Annotated in this window: 15 protein-coding genes and 2 pseudogenes; 10 read left to right on the top strand and 7 right to left on the bottom strand. The window is 70.1% G+C overall.

All coding sequences use genetic code 11. The annotated features are described in order from the left end of the window. Positions 1 to 568: 568 nt before the first annotated feature. Positions 569 to 1,363, top strand: coding sequence for an SDR family NAD(P)-dependent oxidoreductase (locus ABT403_RS37475; protein ID WP_344154954.1), 795 nt, complete (start codon positions 569 to 571; stop codon positions 1,361 to 1,363). A gap of 99 nt (positions 1,364 to 1,462) precedes the next feature. Then, entirely contained in the window at positions 1,463 to 1,627 is a 165-nt protein-coding gene (locus ABT403_RS37470; protein WP_344155211.1) for a hypothetical protein, read from the top strand. Positions 1,628 to 1,672: 45 nt separating this feature from the next. On the opposite strand, the pseudogene ABT403_RS39135 reads toward ABT403_RS37470, so the two are convergent. Next, positions 1,673 to 1,971, bottom strand: a pseudogene (locus ABT403_RS39135) (UDP-glucose 6-dehydrogenase); the annotation flags it as partial. Positions 1,972 to 2,170: 199 nt separating this feature from the next. On the opposite strand from ABT403_RS39135, the gene ABT403_RS37460 reads away from it, so the two are divergent. Beyond that, complete coding sequence (locus tag ABT403_RS37460) at positions 2,171 to 2,821, top strand: histidine phosphatase family protein (protein ID WP_344154957.1); 651 nt, start codon at positions 2,171 to 2,173, stop codon at positions 2,819 to 2,821. Positions 2,822 to 3,121: 300 nt separating this feature from the next. Here ABT403_RS37460 and ABT403_RS37455 read toward each other — a convergent pair whose 3' ends face one another. Beyond that, a complete protein-coding gene (locus ABT403_RS37455) occupies positions 3,122 to 3,928 on the bottom strand; it encodes a HEAT repeat domain-containing protein (RefSeq protein WP_344154960.1) in 807 nt (268 codons plus the stop codon). A 1,463-nt stretch (positions 3,929 to 5,391) separates the two neighbouring features. Here ABT403_RS37455 and ABT403_RS37450 point away from each other — a divergent pair. Both ABT403_RS37450 and ABT403_RS37445 read left to right on the top strand, forming a co-directional pair. Continuing rightward, positions 5,392 to 5,850: a hypothetical protein gene (locus ABT403_RS37450; protein WP_344154963.1), complete on the top strand. Its 459-nt coding sequence runs from the start codon at positions 5,392 to 5,394 to the stop codon at positions 5,848 to 5,850. Positions 5,851 to 6,667: 817 nt separating this feature from the next. Then, entirely contained in the window at positions 6,668 to 7,087 is a 420-nt protein-coding gene (locus tag ABT403_RS37445; RefSeq protein ID WP_344154966.1) for a hypothetical protein, read from the top strand. A 263-nt stretch (positions 7,088 to 7,350) separates the two neighbouring features. Here ABT403_RS37445 and ABT403_RS37440 read toward each other — a convergent pair whose 3' ends face one another. Continuing rightward, positions 7,351 to 7,821, bottom strand: a complete 471-nt coding sequence (locus ABT403_RS37440) for a TipAS antibiotic-recognition domain-containing protein (protein ID WP_344154969.1) — start codon at positions 7,819 to 7,821, stop codon at positions 7,351 to 7,353. Positions 7,822 to 8,036: 215 nt separating this feature from the next. On the opposite strand from ABT403_RS37440, the gene ABT403_RS37435 reads away from it, so the two are divergent. After that, entirely contained in the window at positions 8,037 to 8,267 is a 231-nt protein-coding gene (locus tag ABT403_RS37435) for a hypothetical protein (RefSeq protein WP_344154972.1), read from the top strand. Between the two features lie 111 nt (positions 8,268 to 8,378). Here the strand turns inward: ABT403_RS37435 and ABT403_RS37430 are convergent, their stop codons facing one another. Both ABT403_RS37430 and ABT403_RS37425 read right to left on the bottom strand, forming a co-directional pair. Beyond that, positions 8,379 to 10,211 (bottom strand): alpha/beta fold hydrolase, encoded by a 1,833-nt coding sequence (locus tag ABT403_RS37430; protein WP_344154975.1) that lies wholly within the window; start codon positions 10,209 to 10,211, stop codon positions 8,379 to 8,381. Then, positions 10,208 to 10,801 carry a TetR/AcrR family transcriptional regulator gene (locus tag ABT403_RS37425; RefSeq protein WP_344154978.1) on the bottom strand — a complete coding sequence of 198 codons (594 nt, stop codon included), beginning with the start codon at positions 10,799 to 10,801 and terminating at the stop codon, positions 10,208 to 10,210. Before ABT403_RS37425 ends, ABT403_RS37430 begins: the two co-directional genes overlap by 4 nt. Positions 10,802 to 10,919: 118 nt before the next feature. Between ABT403_RS37425 and ABT403_RS37420 the strand changes: the two genes are divergently transcribed. Next, complete coding sequence (locus ABT403_RS37420) at positions 10,920 to 11,267, top strand: recombinase family protein (RefSeq protein WP_344154981.1); 348 nt, start codon at positions 10,920 to 10,922, stop codon at positions 11,265 to 11,267. A gap of 177 nt (positions 11,268 to 11,444) precedes the next feature. On the opposite strand, the pseudogene ABT403_RS37415 reads toward ABT403_RS37420, so the two are convergent. Then, positions 11,445 to 11,765 (bottom strand): annotated as a pseudogene (locus tag ABT403_RS37415) (adenylate/guanylate cyclase domain-containing protein); the annotation flags it as partial. A 615-nt stretch (positions 11,766 to 12,380) separates the two neighbouring features. On the opposite strand from ABT403_RS37415, the gene ABT403_RS37410 reads away from it, so the two are divergent. Further along, on the top strand, positions 12,381 to 12,908 hold the full coding sequence (locus ABT403_RS37410) for a hypothetical protein (RefSeq protein ID WP_344154984.1): 528 nt from the start codon (positions 12,381 to 12,383) through the stop codon (positions 12,906 to 12,908). 298 nt (positions 12,909 to 13,206) lie between these two features. On the opposite strand, the gene ABT403_RS37405 is transcribed toward ABT403_RS37410, so the two are convergent. Beyond that, positions 13,207 to 13,896, bottom strand: a complete 690-nt coding sequence (locus ABT403_RS37405) for an aspartate/glutamate racemase family protein (protein ID WP_344154987.1) — start codon at positions 13,894 to 13,896, stop codon at positions 13,207 to 13,209. 478 nt (positions 13,897 to 14,374) lie between these two features. Here ABT403_RS37405 and ABT403_RS37400 point away from each other — a divergent pair. Beyond that, positions 14,375 to 15,105, top strand: a protein-coding gene (locus tag ABT403_RS37400) for an IS5 family transposase (protein WP_344155194.1) whose coding sequence is annotated in 2 segments (ribosomal slippage) — positions 14,375 to 14,716 and positions 14,719 to 15,105 — 729 coding nt in all. Because the reading frame shifts where the segments join, the coding sequence is not laid out codon by codon here. A 603-nt stretch (positions 15,106 to 15,708) separates the two neighbouring features. After that, complete coding sequence (locus ABT403_RS37395; protein WP_344154990.1) at positions 15,709 to 16,275, top strand: restriction endonuclease; 567 nt, start codon at positions 15,709 to 15,711, stop codon at positions 16,273 to 16,275. The last annotated feature ends 647 nt before the right edge of the window (positions 16,276 to 16,922 follow it).

The following is a 16,922-nucleotide window of genomic DNA, read 5'->3' as shown; positions in this document are numbered from 1 at the left end:
GTCATCGCCGCGCAAGGTCCGTACAAGCCCGCCGACCGGCGCCCGCCCCTCCTGCCGGGGTACGTCCTCGCGGGCGCGGACGGGCACCTCGCCGCCCGGCTCCGCGAAGACATCGCCACCCGGGCGTTTCCGCTCCGGCCCCCCTGGGTGCAGCGGATCGAGCCGGGGTGGCTCGGCGTTGTACACGCTCACCTCGACGCCTACAGCGACGCGGTGCGCGCCGCTCAGCTCGGCGAGCTCGCGGCACCCGCACGCGGGCCTGGCCCGCGGCCTTGCGGCGGGATGCTCTCCGGCAGCCAAATGAGGAATCGCGTGACCTCAGGGTGTACATCAGCGGATGCCTCCGGCGGGCGCGGTCGCGCCTGGACGCACACCGAAAGATGAAGCCAATGCGATCTCCAGGGCCAGCCGATCATCGAGGACCGACCGGCTGACGGTGGTCTCACGCCCCAACAGCAGGGCACGGCGTGCCTGCGAGGGCGCATAGGATCCAACGCACACAATGCCCGTAAATGCCTGATTCATGCGAACAGTCCATACCAAGTTCATGACACAGGAGTGCGTGCCGATGGATCTGGAGCTCACCGACAAAGTCGCCGTCGTCACCGGTGCCAGCAAGGGCATCGGCTTGGCCATCACCGAGGCGTTCCTGCGTGAGGGCGTGCGTGTAGTCGCCGGCAGCCGTTCCGAGACCCGTGAGCTGGCCGCGTTGCGTGAGACATATGACGTGGCCTTCGCAGCCGGCGATCTCGCTACCAGCGAAGGAGTGGAGGCACTGATCCAGACGACGATGGAACATCATGGCAGGATCGACATCTTGGTCAACAACGTCGGAGCCACAAAGCCCCGCACCGATTTCCTCGCCATCGACGACGCCCAGTGGCAGCGGGGCTTCGACCTGAACTTCTTCAGCGCCGTCCGCGCCAGCCGCGCCGCGCTGCCGCACCTGCTCGCGGACGACGGAGGCGCGGTCGTCAACATCAGCTCCCTCAACGCCCGGATGCCCTTCCCCACAGTGGTGGACTACTCGGCGGCCAAGGCCGCGCTCACCAGCCTTACCAAGGCACTGTCGGAGGAGTTCGCGCCGCGCGGCGTACGGGTGAACGCCATCGCTCCGGGACCGGTGCGCACCCCATTCTGGACCGCCCCTGGCGGATTCGCCGAGGCGGTGGCGGCCAGCGCAGGGACCACTGCCCAGGAGGCCATGGACGTGGTGGTGCCCCAGCAGACGGGCATCACCACAGGACGCTTCACCGAACCTCAAGAGGTCGCCAACCTCGCGCTCTTCCTGGCCTCGCCCCGCGCCGCGAACATCACAGGCGCCGAATTCCTCATCGACGGCGGCCAGACCAAAACGACCTGAGCCCTGGCGCGACGGTACCGCGGGGAACCCCGCTCGAGGCTTCATGGCATGGGGCGCCGCCGACATCCAGCGGCGGATCGCCGGGGAACTCAATACCGGATGGCCGCCAACGCCGCCGACCAGTCCGGAGACACGGGTGTGCGGGTATGGGGGCGAGGCCGGGCGGCGATCGCGCTCGGGCACGAGGGCGCCTCCCTCAGCGTCTCCGACATCCTCGCCGACCAGGCCCTGACGTTGTCCGACAGCCGTCGCCGGGGCTGCTGAACGCGTCTACGGCAAAGCCCACACAGCAGCGCTGGAGGGCGTGGGCGAGAGGGCGAGGGCAGGGGATTCGCGTACGTCGTTGGTGCCGGGTTTGAAGGCCGCTCCCCACACCGAGACCGCGTGCCGTTGAGGGGGCAGCCTGCCAGGGCACGGCTGATGAGGCTCATGGCGACGTCGGTCCGGGACTCGTTGGTCTCTTCGGCGGCGCGCAGGAGGGTGGCTGCGCGGTCGGCGCCGAGCAGGCGGGCGGAGGCGGTGAAGGCACGTACGTCCTTGGGGAGGCAGCCGCCGCCGTAGCCGATGCCGGGGCGCATCCCGCCGTGGCCGATGCGGGGGTCGATGCCGGGGATGTCGACGATCAGGTTTCCCTCCCGGCAGCCGCATGGGGGTGGTCGCAACGTCTCCCTTACCCTGTCGATCTGCTCCTCTGTGCTCGTGGCCCAGGGGTGGGCACCGAACGGGGAGTCACCAAGCATGGTCCAGGAGTACGAGGAACGGTCTTCTGCGCTCAGCCGCCGCACTGTGATCGGGAGGCTGGGGGCGATGTCCCTGCTGCTGGCCGGCTGCGCCTCCAAGAGCAAGAGCGCCGCCCCGCCGCCGTCCGCGCAGGTCACGAGCCCATCCCCGGGCACTGCGACCGGCGGAGACGGCACCGGCGGCAGTAGCGGCGCCGGCAGCGGCGACCTGATCGTGATGATCATCCGGCACGGTGAGAAGCCCACCGGCAACGAGAAGGGCAAGGACGACAACGGCAAGCCGGACAGTCACTCCCTGACCGACCGGGGCTGGGCCCGGGCCAACGCCCTGCCGCGGCTGTTCGCCCCGAAGCCGGCCGCCGGGCTGGAGCGGCCCGTCAAGGTGTATGCCGCCACCGATCAGGGGCCGGACGCCGGCGGCCACCGGATGCGACAGACCGTCACCCCACTGGCCAGGCAACTCGGCCTGTCCATCGACCTCACCTACGCCGAGTCGAAGGAAGCCGATCTGGCGGCGGCCGTCTCGGTGGCCGCCGGCCCCGTGCTGATCTGCTGGGAGCATTCCCGGATCCCCGCGATCGTCAAGGCCCTCGCGCCACGGAGCGGCGCCCCCGCCTCCTGGCCGGACCGCTTCGACCTGGTCTGGGTCTTCACCCGCACCGCGGGAACGTGGTCGTTCAAGGAAGTCGACCAGCACCTCCTCGACACAGACGCCTGAGTGGGTGGCTCAGCACGTGCGGTCCCGCTCCGCTCGAACCCGGCTGCGCGGTAGGGGAACTGACGCGCCGACACGGCCGGAAGCACAGCGGGTCCGACCGCAGCCGTCTACTCCTGCGGCAAGGACCTGGAGGGCTGGACCATACGGCGCAGGGTGCGCAGCCGGGCCCCGTGACCGCCGCGGCCTGGAAACCGCGAGCCAGTCAGGAGGTGGAGCAGCTTGCCCGGTGGACTGGCCTGAGGCCCACGGTGCGGACACAGACTGGTTCGGCCAGGGCGTCGGGTAGCACAGCGCCGGACATCAGGGTGACGGCCATCCGGTCGGCGGCGCCAGGGCCCTGCGTGCGGAGTCGCGTACGTTCGCGTCCTCATCCGTCGTGAGTCGTTCGAGCGCGGCGCGGGCCGCCGGGTCCGATTGGTGGGCCAGCGCAAAGACGGCCTCAAAGCGGACTGAGCGGTCGGTGTCCTCGGCTCGGGCTACCAAAAGGTCGATGACTGTCCCATTGCGATTCCAACCAAGGGCTCGGACGGCGGCGCGTCTGACTTCGGACGCAGGATCGCGGGTGCCATCGGCCAGGACGGCCAGGGTTGCCGGGGGATACCCCGCGCCGAAGATGGTACTGAGGGTGCCCATCGCGTAGGCGCGCACCCGCAGGTCCGGGTCGGACGCCGCGCTGGTGACCGTCCCGACGTACGGTGTCGCGTCGAGGGCAGTCACGCACAGGCCCCAGAGGCCGACGATCCGGGCCCTGGGGTCGCACGAGGAAGCAAAGTCCAGGGTCAGCCTGAGAGACTCCTCGGGCCAGGCGTGGAACAGCTCAAGGACAACCACCTCCAGCGCATCCCCGTCCTCGTTGCGGTCACTCATCCTCGCGCGCATCAGGGCCGGCAAGGCCGCCGCGCCACAGGCACCCGCCAGGACATGGGCGATCTGGTCTCGCGCGAAGGAATCGTCCGCGGCGACGTAACGGGCAAGTCGCTGTTCCAGCTCCGGTCGCAGGAACGCGGCGGTTGGTGTCCGCAGTTCCTCCACCAGAGGCTCGAACCAGCGGTGGGCGTCGGGCCCGCGCTCGGTACTGCTGGCGAGCCGCGTGTCCAACTCGCTCAACGCGTGTTCCAGAGCCGCCCGCTCTGTCTCTGCATCCTCTGCCCCACCAGTCCTGGCCACGCGGCTCACCCTACGGCGGGTGTTACCGGCCTGCTGCTCCGGGGCCAGGGGCAACAACCTGCCCAAGGGCACAAAGCCGCGTTGGCAGCCTGTCTGGATCTGGAGGGCGAAACCGGGTGCACAGCCGGGCCCCTGTGACCGCCGCGGCGTAGAAGCTGCGGGCCAGTCAGGGGGGCAGCTGGCCCCCGTGGACTAAGCCGAGGCCCACACCGCTCTGGCCACCATGGCCGCTCTCCAAGCCCAGGAACGCACCGACTTCAGGCCCTGGCCTGCCCGGCACCACGGTGCGAGGAGAGCATGACGCAGGCGGCACGACCGGCGCGCCCCCGGGCCCGGAGCCTGGGCCGGGCAAGCCCGCAGTCGCGCACTACCCGGCTCATCGCCCGCGGCCCGTCCGGCAGAGGACGGCCGGCCCGCGGTTCAGCCCGTCATGTGGCGGGCGAAGCGCTCGTGCGCCGACTGCCACGTGCAGCCCAGGGCCGCACCGACCGCCTCCCACGACACCTCGCCTCCCGAGCCGCCCGCACCACGCCCACCGCCACGGTCGGCGCCGCGTCCTGCAGGCGGCCCCCCGCGCGCAGCGCCATGACCGGCTGCGTCTGCGCGAGTTCGGTGATCCGGGCCTGGAGGGCGGTCAGCATCTGCTCGACATCGCTGACGTCCAGCTGGGGCCCTTCGCCATCTACCCCACCCCGCACCCGACGTCCCGCCCGTTGGGGAGACAGGGGTAGGTGCGTGCCTCGGGTGCAAGAACCCCCAACCATCTGACTGACCACTGCCCCGGCCCTGCGTCCGCCGGCGGGACCAGGCCGGACCCTGCCGTCCACCGCCAGGCGGCGATCGGGATTCCGAGCCTCCCGGCTGCCGCCTGCTCGTCGTAGGGCTCGCGCTGCTTGCCCATCACGAACTCCTCTCCGGGCCCCATCTGGAGCCACGCCCGAAAGATTCCGAAAAATCCCATTTTCTGTCAATGGCTCATGTCTGACCGGCAGTTGCGGGGCACCGCCAGATCCCCGCCCGTGTACGCGAGGGATGAATTCACTCCTGTGGGTGAAACCGGGGCCCGGTCGGACAGGCCGGTGAGCGACGGCTCGGTGCGGCATGTCCGGGCCGGCGTCGCCCTTGGCGGCGGGCTCGTCCGGAGGCCGGGGTCCCGGTCCTGGTCGGCCCGTACGGCGGACAATGGAAGTGCGCCGGCTGTCGCGGACGGGGCGCCGTCCCGGCCGCCTGCGGAACGCCCGTGCGTGCTGGACGCGCCCCGGTCCGGGGCCTCTTTTCGTGGCGGACCGAGAGGAGGCGGACGACGGACCGCCGAACACCGGGCGGTCTCATGCGGCCGGGGCCCGTGATCTACGGTCGTCTACAGCACAGGTACCGCAGTTGACTCACGGGGATGTACACGCATGCGCAAGACAGCAACCCTCGCCATCACCCTGCTCGCAGCCGTCTCGCTGCTGACCGGGTGCGGCAGCGAGAAGAAGGACGCCGGCCCCGCCAAGGAGCCCGCCGCGCCGAGTGCCTCGGCGAGCGGCGCCGCGAAGGGCTCGACGGCCAAGAACAAGGGCGTTCCCCACCAGGTGGTCTTCGAGGTGGGCGGCACCGGTGCGGCGCAGGTCATGTGGAACGGGAACTCCAACCACTTCGACCAGGTGGCACTGCCCTGGACGAAGACGGAGTCCATGCAGCTGGTGGACGCCGAGCTCAAGGTGGGCGTCACCGTCTCGGTGGTGCCGGGCTCGGTCAAGGACGCGGACGGGATGCTCGTACCCGCGCCCTGCACCATCAAGGTCGACGGCAAGCAGGTCGCCGACAACCAGGGCGGCAAGTCCGCCGAGCTCTGCAAGTACAAGCTCACGGACTGACGGCTGACACCGGGGTGACGTGCCGGCCGCGGCACCCCGCGACCGTCACGAGCCCGGCGGTGGCAGCGGCCAGGGCGACGGGAGCCGGACAGCGGCCGAAGCGTTGCTGCGGCTCCGGCGCGCCGCCTCCGCCTCCCGCCGCCTCCGCCCCGCCGCGCAGCCGGACCTGCAGGGCGCTGGCGTGCGTGGTCCGAGGAATGGCAGGCTGGGCCGGTGAACGACGCCATCACCGCCGCCCGGCGGCGCGTGGCCGGCCATCAGCGCCGGTTCGACGCCCGCTTCGCCTCCTACTTCGACTCTCCCTGACCGAGGCCGGAGACAGCCGCCTGGAGATACCCGGGCGCGGCACCTTCCCCGCCCGCGCCCTCCAACTGGTGCGTGAGCTGTCGCTGTGCGGAGGCAAGCGGCTGCGCGTGGTCCTGCTCCACGAAGCCGCGGCCCGGCTACCGGCGAGAGCGTGCCCGGCCTGGACGAGGCCGCCATCAGCACTCGAAGGCTGCGGTCAGACCGCAGTCGTCCCGGTGCAGGTCTTCGACGATCCGCTGCGCGGTCTCGCCGGTGAACAGGTAGGTGTCGTACGGGGATCGCGACGCCGTGGTGGGTTATCCGGGGTAGGGCCCGTACTGCGTTTCGTCGACCGTCAATAGCTCAAGGGTCGCGGCTGGGGCGTGCGTCTGGTGGGTTCGGCTCGGTGCGGCGTCGCCCGGGTGGTCGCCGGTGCGCAGGCCGACCGGGGCGGGCACGACCGTCACGCTGTGGGCCGGGACCGCGTAGCGGGCGCGGCGAGGTTTCGGCCGAGCGCCAGCTGGCCGCCTCGGTGGCCGTCGGCATTGCCTCGGGCGGTACGGCGCTGATCGCGCTGAAACCCCGCGCCTACTTCCTGGTGCTGACCGATCAGCGGCTGTACCTCACCGACAACAACAATGGCCAGGTGGGCAAAGAAGTCGTCTCGGCCGTCTCCCGGGCGCAGATCTCAGCCGGGCCGCTCCACAAGCACTTCCTCACGCTGTCGATGGAGGTCCAGATGACAGCGCCCACGCCCTGGCGATTCAGCTGGGGCCGCGCCCAGTCGGACATGGCCCGACGCGTCGCCACAGCTCTCGGTGCTCCCGAGACGCCCTCGCAGGCAGCCGCGCGTTCTGAGGCAGCCCTATTGGTCGCGCTGGCCCCGAACATGGTGGCGTCCCCGGCCTTGCCCCCGGGCACGCCATACCAGCACGGGCTACCCGCACCCTGACCACACACCAAACGGCCCGGTCCGGCGGCTACGGAACATCGCCCCGCCACACGAACCGGCCCACCTCACCCTCATGGCTTCGGCCGGCACGTAGTCGGGGCGCTCGACCGGCCCGAGCCGTTTTCCGACATCAGCACCGTGTGGTCCACGAACTCCTGCGGACCCCACCCGGTGGCATCGAGCAGCATCCCGTCCAACGGGCTCCCGACCAGCTCCCCGTCCGGACGCACCCGCTCACGCATGTCCTGGCCCGTGTCGACCGACTACGCCGAAGCCTTGGCGCCGGCGCTGGGGGCGAACCCGCTCCCCTGCTCGGCGAACACGTTGATCGCGGCGCCCAGGAACTCCACCAACCCGGGGTGGTAGGAATCGTGGAACGCCCTCATGGCCTCGTCCTCGGCGTAGAAGAGCGACATGCCGACGTAAGCCTCCCTGGTGGGGGTATAGAAGCGGCAGACGATGTCGAAGTGCCTGCGGACGAGCTCCTGGATCTGCTGATCCCCGGGCAGGGAGCCGCCCTCCAGGAGAGCCGTGATCTCCCGGTACAGAACGTCCCAGTCCTGGTGGACCCGCTCCCTGTCCACATGTTCCCAGTCGTTGGTCTCGGCAAGGCTCTTTGCCTGCTCCTCGGCCAACGCCCGGCGACACTCGTCCTCGTAACTGTTCCCCACGGCACCGCTTCCCGTTGTTGCGTCGCCTCTCCGGTGGACCCGGGAGGCCGCCTGCATCGACATCGACCGACCGTCGGTGATCAACTGCCGGCCCAGGCCGGACGATGACACACAGCCACGGGACGGCAAGCCGTCGGGGCGGATCGTCCAGCCTTTCAACCGCGCGGGCCCGGATTCCCGCGGCGTACTCGCGCCGCAGGACGAGCTCGGCCGTCGAGTAGCGGCCGGAGCATGCCGTCGGTGATCGGCCGGACACTCGTGCAGGTTCGCGCCCGGAGATGCCCAGGGACAGCGGCAGTCCGTTCCGGTCGCAGATACCCTGCTGGCCGGTCCTGGTCGAACCGACCTGGGCATCGAGGCTGACCGACGAGGACCGGCGCGGCCTGACCGCGCTGTTCTGGTCCAACGTCAACCCATACGGCACCTTCCGCCTCGACATGGACAAGCGCCTCGCCTGGGGATCGTGGTGCTCCGACCCCAAGCCCCGGCGGAGGCCGTCGCCCATTTGACCGTGGAGACACGATGAGGGATTTCGCCGACCTCATCGCCACCCTTGGACGAGCAAACCTGGCGGGCGCTCGACCTGATACCCGTCACTGCCTCGACTTCCAAGCACCTCGTCACCGCGGTCGTGCGCGTGCCTCCCTGACGCCGGGTTCGCTGCGCGAGCCCAGGAAGGCGGTCTGCGAACCGATGGCCTGAGCCACGACTTCTGAGTGCGTCAGCTGAGGATGGTGCCCCGCGCCGGCAACAACTGTCACGGTGGCGTGCGGGAGAGTGTCCAGCAGTGACTGTCCCTCAACGGTGAGCGGATCGTTGGAGCCCAGGACGATGTGGACACGCCCTTGGTATTGCTGCAGCTTGGCCTGGAGGTCGGCACGCCACTGCGGGTTCGCCGTGGCGGCCAGAAGCCCCGAGGCGGTGGCCGCAACGGTGCCGCGGCGAAGATCCGCGACAGCCGACCGGAGCGCGGCCGCGTGGCCCGTGGCGCCGGTCAGCCGCTCGGCCAGCGCCTCGGGGGGTGTCCGCCTCAGGTACCAGCGGGTCAGGGCCGGCCACCTGGCGGTGCGGGGCGGGTGTCCCTGCAGGAAGAACGGTGACACCAGCGTGAGTTGATCCACCGCGTCGGGGTGGGCGGTCGCGGCGTCGAGGGCGGCCGCGGAGCCGATGGAGTGACCCACCAGGTGACGGGCACCGGTCTCGGTGACCAGCGCGGTCAGCCAGGACTGCCAGTCCTCGCGGCGTCCGGCGCTCATGCCCAGCCCCGGCAGGTCGACGGCGCGCGCGTGCCCGACCGCCGTGACGACCTGCGCCCAGGTGTCGGCGTTGACCGGCAGACCGGGCAGCACCACCGTGGGTGCGCCTGCCTTGCCGAGCTCGAAAGTCCGTATCCCGCCCAGCTTGGTGAATCGTCTGTCACCTGCGGGGGCGTCGCCGAAGCGGTGGGCTGCAAGATGGTCGGCCCAGCGGCGGATCGTCGTGGCGGTGTCCGGCATGGCCAGCCCGTGCCGGGCGGCGAAGGCACGGGCCGAATCGGTCGGGTAGCGGTCCGTCGACAAAAACGTCAGGGTCTCCGGATCAGCCTTGGTGAGCCACTGGGGCAGCCGCTTGAGCAGGGACACCGGCACCCGTGTCCTGGGTGCCTTGACCCCGTAGTGCTCCGCTATGAGCGTGAGCAGGTCGGGCAGTGCGGGCGTGCCTTCGTCCAGCGTCCAGTACGCAGCGCGGTGGGTGGCCTCGTCCATCGGAAGCAGCGTCATGAAACGGGCGAGGTAATCGACCGCCTCCACGGGGACGAACGTGTGCCCGTTGCCCGGGAGCGCGGGAAGCGAGCCGTGCCAGAGGTCTTTCACGTTGGAGGCGAGTCCGACGTACTGGTCGGACTCCCCGGTGGCGCTGTCGCCGATGACGCAGGAGGGGTTGACGATGGACCAGGGTACGCCCAACTGCCCTGCCAGGTCCTGGAAGACGGCGTCCGCCTCGGCCCTGGACGCCTCGTAGGCGCCCAGGGCCCGGTAGGTCTCCTGTCGATGCTCCTCGCTCCACAGAGCGGCGACCTGCCCGCCCACGCGGTATCCGGAGACCTGAACCAGGCGGCGCAGGTTCGGCAGCCGCGCCGCGAACGCGACGACCGCGCGGACGCTGTCAACGTTGGCGCGACGCGCCTCATCCACCGACATGCCGAACCGGTAGGCGCCGGCGCAGTTGTAGATCTCGGTGATGTCGTCGCACTCGCCGTCGATCAGTGACGCCTTGGCGAAGTCGACCCGGACATCGGTCGGGGCCTGGTCGTGTCCGCGCCCGGCCAGCCACCGAGTCAGCCGCTGGTAGGACTCATGGCTCCGGCTGGCCGCGCTGACTCGAACGCCGGCCTGGCCGAGCGCGAGTACCAGGTGGCGCCCGATGAAGCCGCTCGCACCCAGCACCAGTGCATGCCGGTCCTGCGGGCTCATGCCGACGCCTCCGCGCTCTGATCCAGCAGCACAGCGATCGCCTGGGCGGCGCAGTACAGCGGCTCGGTGGACCGCTGGGCACGCGAGACGATCACCGCTCCTTCCACCATGCTGACCACGGCTGTCGCCAGGGCCCGCGCGACGGGACGTGGGCGGCCGGACGCACTGATCAGATCACTTACCGGCTCGATCCATGACTCGAAGGCCTGGGCGCAGGCGTCTCGCAGACGTTCGCTCTGCGCACCCATCTCCAGTGTCACCACCGAGACCGGGCATCCCAGCTGGAAGTCGCTGCCGTCGAGCATCCCGGCCAGTTCGTCGATCACACGGCGTACCACCTCACCCGGCGTGGCCGACCCTCGCGCCGAGTCGGCGACGAGAGAGCCAAATCGCGTGGCCGCCAGCTCGACGGCCTTCGCCCCGAGGGCCTCCTTCCCCTGAGGGAAGTGGAAGTAGAGCGACCCTTTCGGGGCGCCCGCGTGCTCCACCACCGTGTTGAGTCCCGTGCCGCTGTAGCCGTGCCGCTGGATCAGTTCCAGCATCGATTCCGCCAGTCGCGCGCTGGTCCTGGCTCCCTTGGTTCCATCCATGATTCAAGAATAGACCGGTCTATAGATTTTGTGAAGCGCCTCAAGCTCGGGACTGTCGGGTAGTCGAGGCCCGTGCGGAAGAAAGGGCTCGCACGACCCCTCCGGCATCATGTTCACCGTGCTCGCGGCCATGTCCGGGATGGAGCGCGAGTACATCCGTGACCGCATCCCCGAAGGACACGAGTCCGCCCGCAAGCGCGGCAAGAACATCGGCAGCGCGGGCGTCACCGAGGAGCACATGCTGTCCATGGCCCTCCACCTGCGCGAGCAGGAGATGAGCCTGCGCGGCAGCGCCAAGCGGCTCGTCATCACCACCGGTACGAAGAAGGGGCAACCCCTCGCCCGCCACCGTCATGCGGATGCTGCGCGAGCACGACGAGAAGGTCGCCACGGCGGCGAGCGCGTGATCACCCGCTACTTTGCGGCTGGTGTCCGAGCTAGGACACCGGGGCCAAGATTCCCGTAGGTTCGTGGAAACCGAGGGTTCCTCAGTAGGAACCCGGGGGTCCACGGCATCCATTGTCGGGAGTGGGCCCGTGGGTTCGTGGCGAATACGGAGCAGGTCGGCTTCGAGGCGGGCCTGGAGAAACTGCCGGGCGGAGTCCACGTAACGGACGCGAAGATGGCCCGGTCGCCTGACGCGCTAACCGGACAGGCTTGCCCGGCGCATGATCACCCACAGCTCGACCACGACGAGCCCGCGCACCGGGCGCATCCACATCGGATGAAGCACGAAGCGGTACGTCGGAGACTGCTCGTTCTGCTTCTCCGCCGAGGCCTCGGCTGCCTCCACCTCGGAGGCGGGCGCCTCACCGGTTCGGATGACCTCCTCCGCGAACGCGGAGTCCACCAACGCCACACTCCTGGGCGCGATGGACCTCAGCGCGGAGGCCAGGCTCACCGTCGTGCCGAAGACGTCACCTCTGCGAGCCGTCACGCGTGCCGCTTTGGTGCGAAGGGGTGGCCGGGCAGGCCACGGCCGGGGAAAATGCCGCGGGGCGGGCAGGGGACTGGTCAGGGGAGTGGCACACGGTGGTGTGGGCAGGCTGGCGGAACTCCTGGGGAATCGGCGGTGGCGACTGACAACGAGGCGGATAGCAGCCCCGGCACTCCCGGTTCAGTCGGCGCTGCCGGAAGCAATGAGGGACCCGCCAGCGTTGCAGCGGACGTCCCGCCCGGTGACACGGGTCGCCAATGAGCGCACGTGGTGGCACGTCCACGCCCCCCTGTCCGCCACCCGGGCCGACCAGCACGAAGCGGACCTCGCCGACGGCTCGCAGGCTGAACCCGAACCGCACGTCGCACACCACTACGGCGCCCCAACGGAAGGACACCGCAGTCGTTTCCGGCCGCCCTCCGCAGCACGATGGTCGGCCCTGCCTGCTGCGCGAGCAGCAACCTTGTCCCACCCGGCCATGCAAATGCTGCGCCGCAGAGCGGGGTAACGGTTTCGAACAGCCTGACGAGATTCAGCCATCGAAGGCTGTTCCCGTGACTCCTGGCCACCGTTGCGGCGATGTTGTAGGCCAGGCACGTCGCGCTTCGCGTCGCGACGGCGAGGACAGGGGGAGCGACTCCGATGAACACCCGGGATGTCATACGCCTGATGGGTCGCCGGACAGCACTGCGGTACGGGCTGGCCGGTGTCGTGGCCGCGACCTTGGCCGCCTGCTCGCGTAACGGTGACTCCACCAGTATCAAGTTCCAGACCTTGGACGCCTTCCTCCAAGGGGCCTGGGCCTTCGAGGCCGAGACCGGGGACCGGGCCAAGATCACGGTGCAGGCAGGAGGGAACTGGGTGGTGACGGGAGGTGAAGAGGACAACCCGTGGAGCGAGCACGGCACCTGGTCTCTCGCCGCCGGCAACCTCTCGATGGCCATCAAACGACAGGAGCCGTACATCGTGCATGACCTGCCCAAAGAGGCGGAAAAGGCATTAGCAGGCTCGTACACCATCTCAGGTGGGCTGACGGACGGCCAGGACAAGGGATACCGCAAAATGCAGGTCAGCTACAGCAAGAACAAGGTGGTGCTGACGTTCCCCGACTACGTGGAGGCAGGACGGACCCGGGTCGTCACCTGCACGAGGGTCCCTGAGGCTCCATGACGAAGCCTTCCCCCGGGGATGGCGGAGGGGGCTGCCGCCCGCATGATCGGGCGAGATCTGAACTGGCCCGCCTTGTGGGCCAGGTGAAAAGGATCCCGCTGTGCCCAAGCCGCATCCGGAAGGGTTCCGTCAGGACGTCGTGCGGTCGCGAGCAAACCGCGGCCCCAGGTGTGACGGTCGAACAGGTGGCCAGCGACTTCGGAGTCCACACGAAGACGTGGTGGAAGTGGATGTCAGTCGGTTCCCGGGTGGTCCGGCGGAGGCTCGGGCGGCGGGGCCGTCGGGCGAGAGCAGGGTGTCAGGCGAGCGCCGCCTCGACGGCGGCCGCCGCGTGCAGCCGCGCGGTGGGGAACAGCGGCACCGGGCTGTCCTGCGGGCCGACAAGCAGCTCGATCTCCGTGCATCCCAGGACCACGCCTTCCGCGCCTTCCGAGGCGAGCTCCTCGATGATCCGCCGGTAGTCCCGGCGGGACTCCTCCCGTACCACACCGAGGCAGAGCTCCTCGTAAATCACCCGGTGGATGACCGCGCGCGCTGCGGCGTCCGGCACGCGGACCTCCAGCCCGCCCGCTACCAGTCGGTCGCGGTAGAAGTCCTCCTCCATGGTGAATGCCGTGCCGAGTAGCGCGATCCTCCGCAGGCCTGCATCCCGTACGGCCCGCGCCGTCGCATCGGCCAGGTGCAGGAGCGGGACCGAGACGGCCGCCTCGACCTGGTCGGCGACCTTGTGCATGGTGTTGGTGCAGATCAGCACCATGTCCGCGCCGGCCCGCTCAAGGGAACGTCCGGCCTCGGCCAGTACTTCGGCCGCCTCGGCCCAGCGGCCCTGGACCTGGAGGCGTTCGATCTCCGCGAAATCCACCGAGTAGAGCACGCACCGGGCCGAGTGCAGCCCGCCGAGACGCTCGCGTGTGAACTCGTTGAGCAGCCGGTAGTACGCGGCGGAGGATTCCCAGCTCATCCCGCCGATCAGTCCGATGGTCCGCATGTTCGTTCCCCTCACGGCACGGTGACGGCCCCATCCTGCAGAACCACCCAACTAAAAGCAATCAAAAACATGATCCACCGACCTCAAAGCATTGCTTATGACGAACGCCGCTCGAGATCGGCGGTGGGGCAGTCGTTGCGGCTCCCGGGAGGGGCCAAACGATGACGACGACTTGGCGGATGTCGGCGTCGATGACCGGACTCCGGACACATCATCGCCCTCGAACGAGCCGTTCTCGCCTCGTTCTCCGGCAAGGGCCCCCGCCGCGCCAAGGTCCGTCGCCCCCGGGCGGCTGCGAGCCCAGGCGGAAGCCAGGGAGCTTCACGGCCGACCTGTCCGTCGACGCCGAGCACGGCGACGTGACCGCCGCCGCCACGATGCTCACCGGTCCCTTCACCGCGCCGCCGTGCTCGGCATCAACGGACCGTCCTAGGGTCTGTCGTCAAAGTGATCTTGGGTTGTGGATCATGGTGTCGTGATACGTCGCCATGAACTGTCCGATGCCGAGTGGGAACTCGTGGAGCCGCTGCTGCCCCGGCCTGTTTTCGGGCGGCCGCGGCTGGATGACCGGACGGTCCTGAACGGGATCGTCTGGAAGTTCCGGACCGGGGTCGCCTGGCGGGATGTGCCTGAGCGGTACGGGTCGTGGGCCAGCCTCCACACGCGTTTCCGCCGGTGGGCGGCGGACGGGACCTTCGAGCGGATGCTCCAGGCAGCCCAGGCGCGAGCGGATGCCGCGGGCGATATCGAGTGGCTCGTGTCGGTCGACTCCACCGTCGTGCGTGCCCATCAGCACGCGGCCGGGGCCCGAAAAGGGGGCTCCGCGGCCCGGCCCTCGGCCGGTCCCGCGGCGGGCTGACCAGCAAGATCCACCTCGCCTGCGACGGATCGGGCCGGCCGCGCAAGCGGCCCGGCCATGTCATCGGCGACAAGGGCTACAGCTCGAAGGCGATCCGGACCTGGCTCCGACGCCGGGGCATCGCCCACACCATCCCGAAACGGTCCGACCAGGTTGCCAACCGGGCCCGGCGCGGCAGCCGGGGCGGCCGCCCCCCGATCTTCGACAAGCAGGTCTACAGGCGCCGCAACGTGGTGGAACGGTGCTTCAACCGCCTCAAGCAGTGGCGCGGCATCGCCACCAGATACGGCAAGACCGCCCAGTCCTACCAAGCAGCCGTCACCCTCGCATCGCTCCTGCTGTGGGCGTGACACTTTGACGACAAGTCCTAGCCCGCCCCAGCCGCGCGCCGGGCGGGGCCGACCCGCATCCGAGAAAACCAAGCGGTAACCCATGACCGTCTCGTGGATGCCGCTCGACATCACCCCGCCCCGTCTGCCGCCCGGCTGGTGGATCTGCTGGAAGGAGGAGGCCTCGCACGACTACATCCGGGCCACCGGCCCCCTCCCGCCGCAGTTGGCCCCGGACGACATTCGACAGATGGGAAGATCGTCGTACCGACCACCTCATCCGCGCCCACCACACCTGGGACCGACCGACTCAGGAAGCCGCGCAACGGTGGCTCCTGCGGCACGGCCTGGACGACGGGGGCCGTTGGCGCCCCGACCTTGCATGACCCCGAAGCAACCACGCCCGGGGCCGCGCACCGCCTTGGCGGCGCGCGGCCCCCACGAGCACGAGAGAGTCCCATGGCCGCCCCATACACGCCCGACGCCCAGGAGATACTGCGCCTCCGCAGAGATTCCCACGACCGACGACCCGTCGAGTTCGAAGGCCGGCTCGTCTGCGGCGGGGACACGCCGGGGTCGCTTCACGTCTGCCTCCTGCCATACCGCAGGCGCTACGGCTGCCCCATGCACGGACACCCGCCCGGCGCAGGAGGAGCCCTCTTCACCCGCCTCTCCCCGTACGAGCCGTGGGAGCACGTCCTGCGCCGCGCGATACCCGACCTCGACCTGGCAGATCACCCCTACGACCAGGTCCGCGCCGAACGCCTGTGGCGGGCGGAGGACTGGCTCCTGCTGGAGGAGTACACCTCCCGCCGGCTCGGTGAGGACAACTGCGCCGTGGTGCAGAGCGTCGGATCATCCGGAGACGGGGGAGTCGACGTAGTCGCCAAGTCGCCGGGCCGCCACGTGATAGCCGTGCAGTGCAAGCACTACAACCAGCCCATCGACGCCACCACCATGAAGGTGTTCCACTACGACACCACCGCTGGCTGGGAGGACACCAAGGTCTGGCGGGAGACATTCACAGAGCCACCCCGCCACCGGCTCTTCGTCACCACCAACACCTTCGAGCCGACCGCCACCCGAGCCGCCCAGAGGGCCGGTATCCACCTGGTGGACGCGACGATCCTCGCCGTCTGGATGGGATTCAAGGTCCCCCTCAACCAGCTCCTCGGCATCGAACGCTGGTAGCCCCGACCGCCCGCGCACACCTGAAAGGCCCGGAACCTCACGGTTTCCTTTGTCGTGTCCGGGCTACTGCTCCCTCCGGAACGGGGCCAGCCACTCAGGCGTCGGCGACGAGCCGGACGGTCGCCTGCGGGGCCTGTCCGACACACGGCCGGGATCCTGCCACTCCTGCTGGTCCCAAGTCAGACCGGCGCCGTCAAGCCACGTCTCGGGGCCTCTCCAGCCCCCAGGATCGCACCTGTCACGCGGCCCCCGGGCCCGGGGCGGGTCAGCCCCGCCGCACGCCGTGGCGGCCCCCTGGGCGGGACGCCGCAACGCATCCGGGCAGGCCGCCACCGGCGGGCGGAACGTCCGGCACAGCGGCCGTGGCGGGCACGCCCATCAGCGTTGCAGCCCGTCGGTCGCCGCGAGATACACATCGACCAGGACCGCGGTGCGCGAAAAGTCGAAGTCCACACGAAGGTCCGCGTCCCTCACCAGGATCGAGCGTTGACCGGTCTCGGGGGGGGGGGGGGGGGGGGCCCGCCCCCCCCCCCCCCCCGCGGGGGGGGGGGGGGGGGGGGCGGGCGGGGGGGGGGGGGGGGGGGGGGGGGGCGCGGGGGGGGGGGGGGGGGGGGGGGGGGGGGGGGGGGGGGGGGGGGGGGGGGGGG

Origin of the sequence: Streptomyces sp. NPDC000075, assembly GCF_040301925.1 — a bacterium.
GTDB classification, from domain to species: domain Bacteria; phylum Actinomycetota; class Actinomycetes; order Streptomycetales; family Streptomycetaceae; genus Streptomyces; species Streptomyces polychromogenes.
The sequence above is the reverse complement of the archived record's forward strand: the minus strand, read 5'-3'. Positions and strand labels throughout refer to the sequence as shown.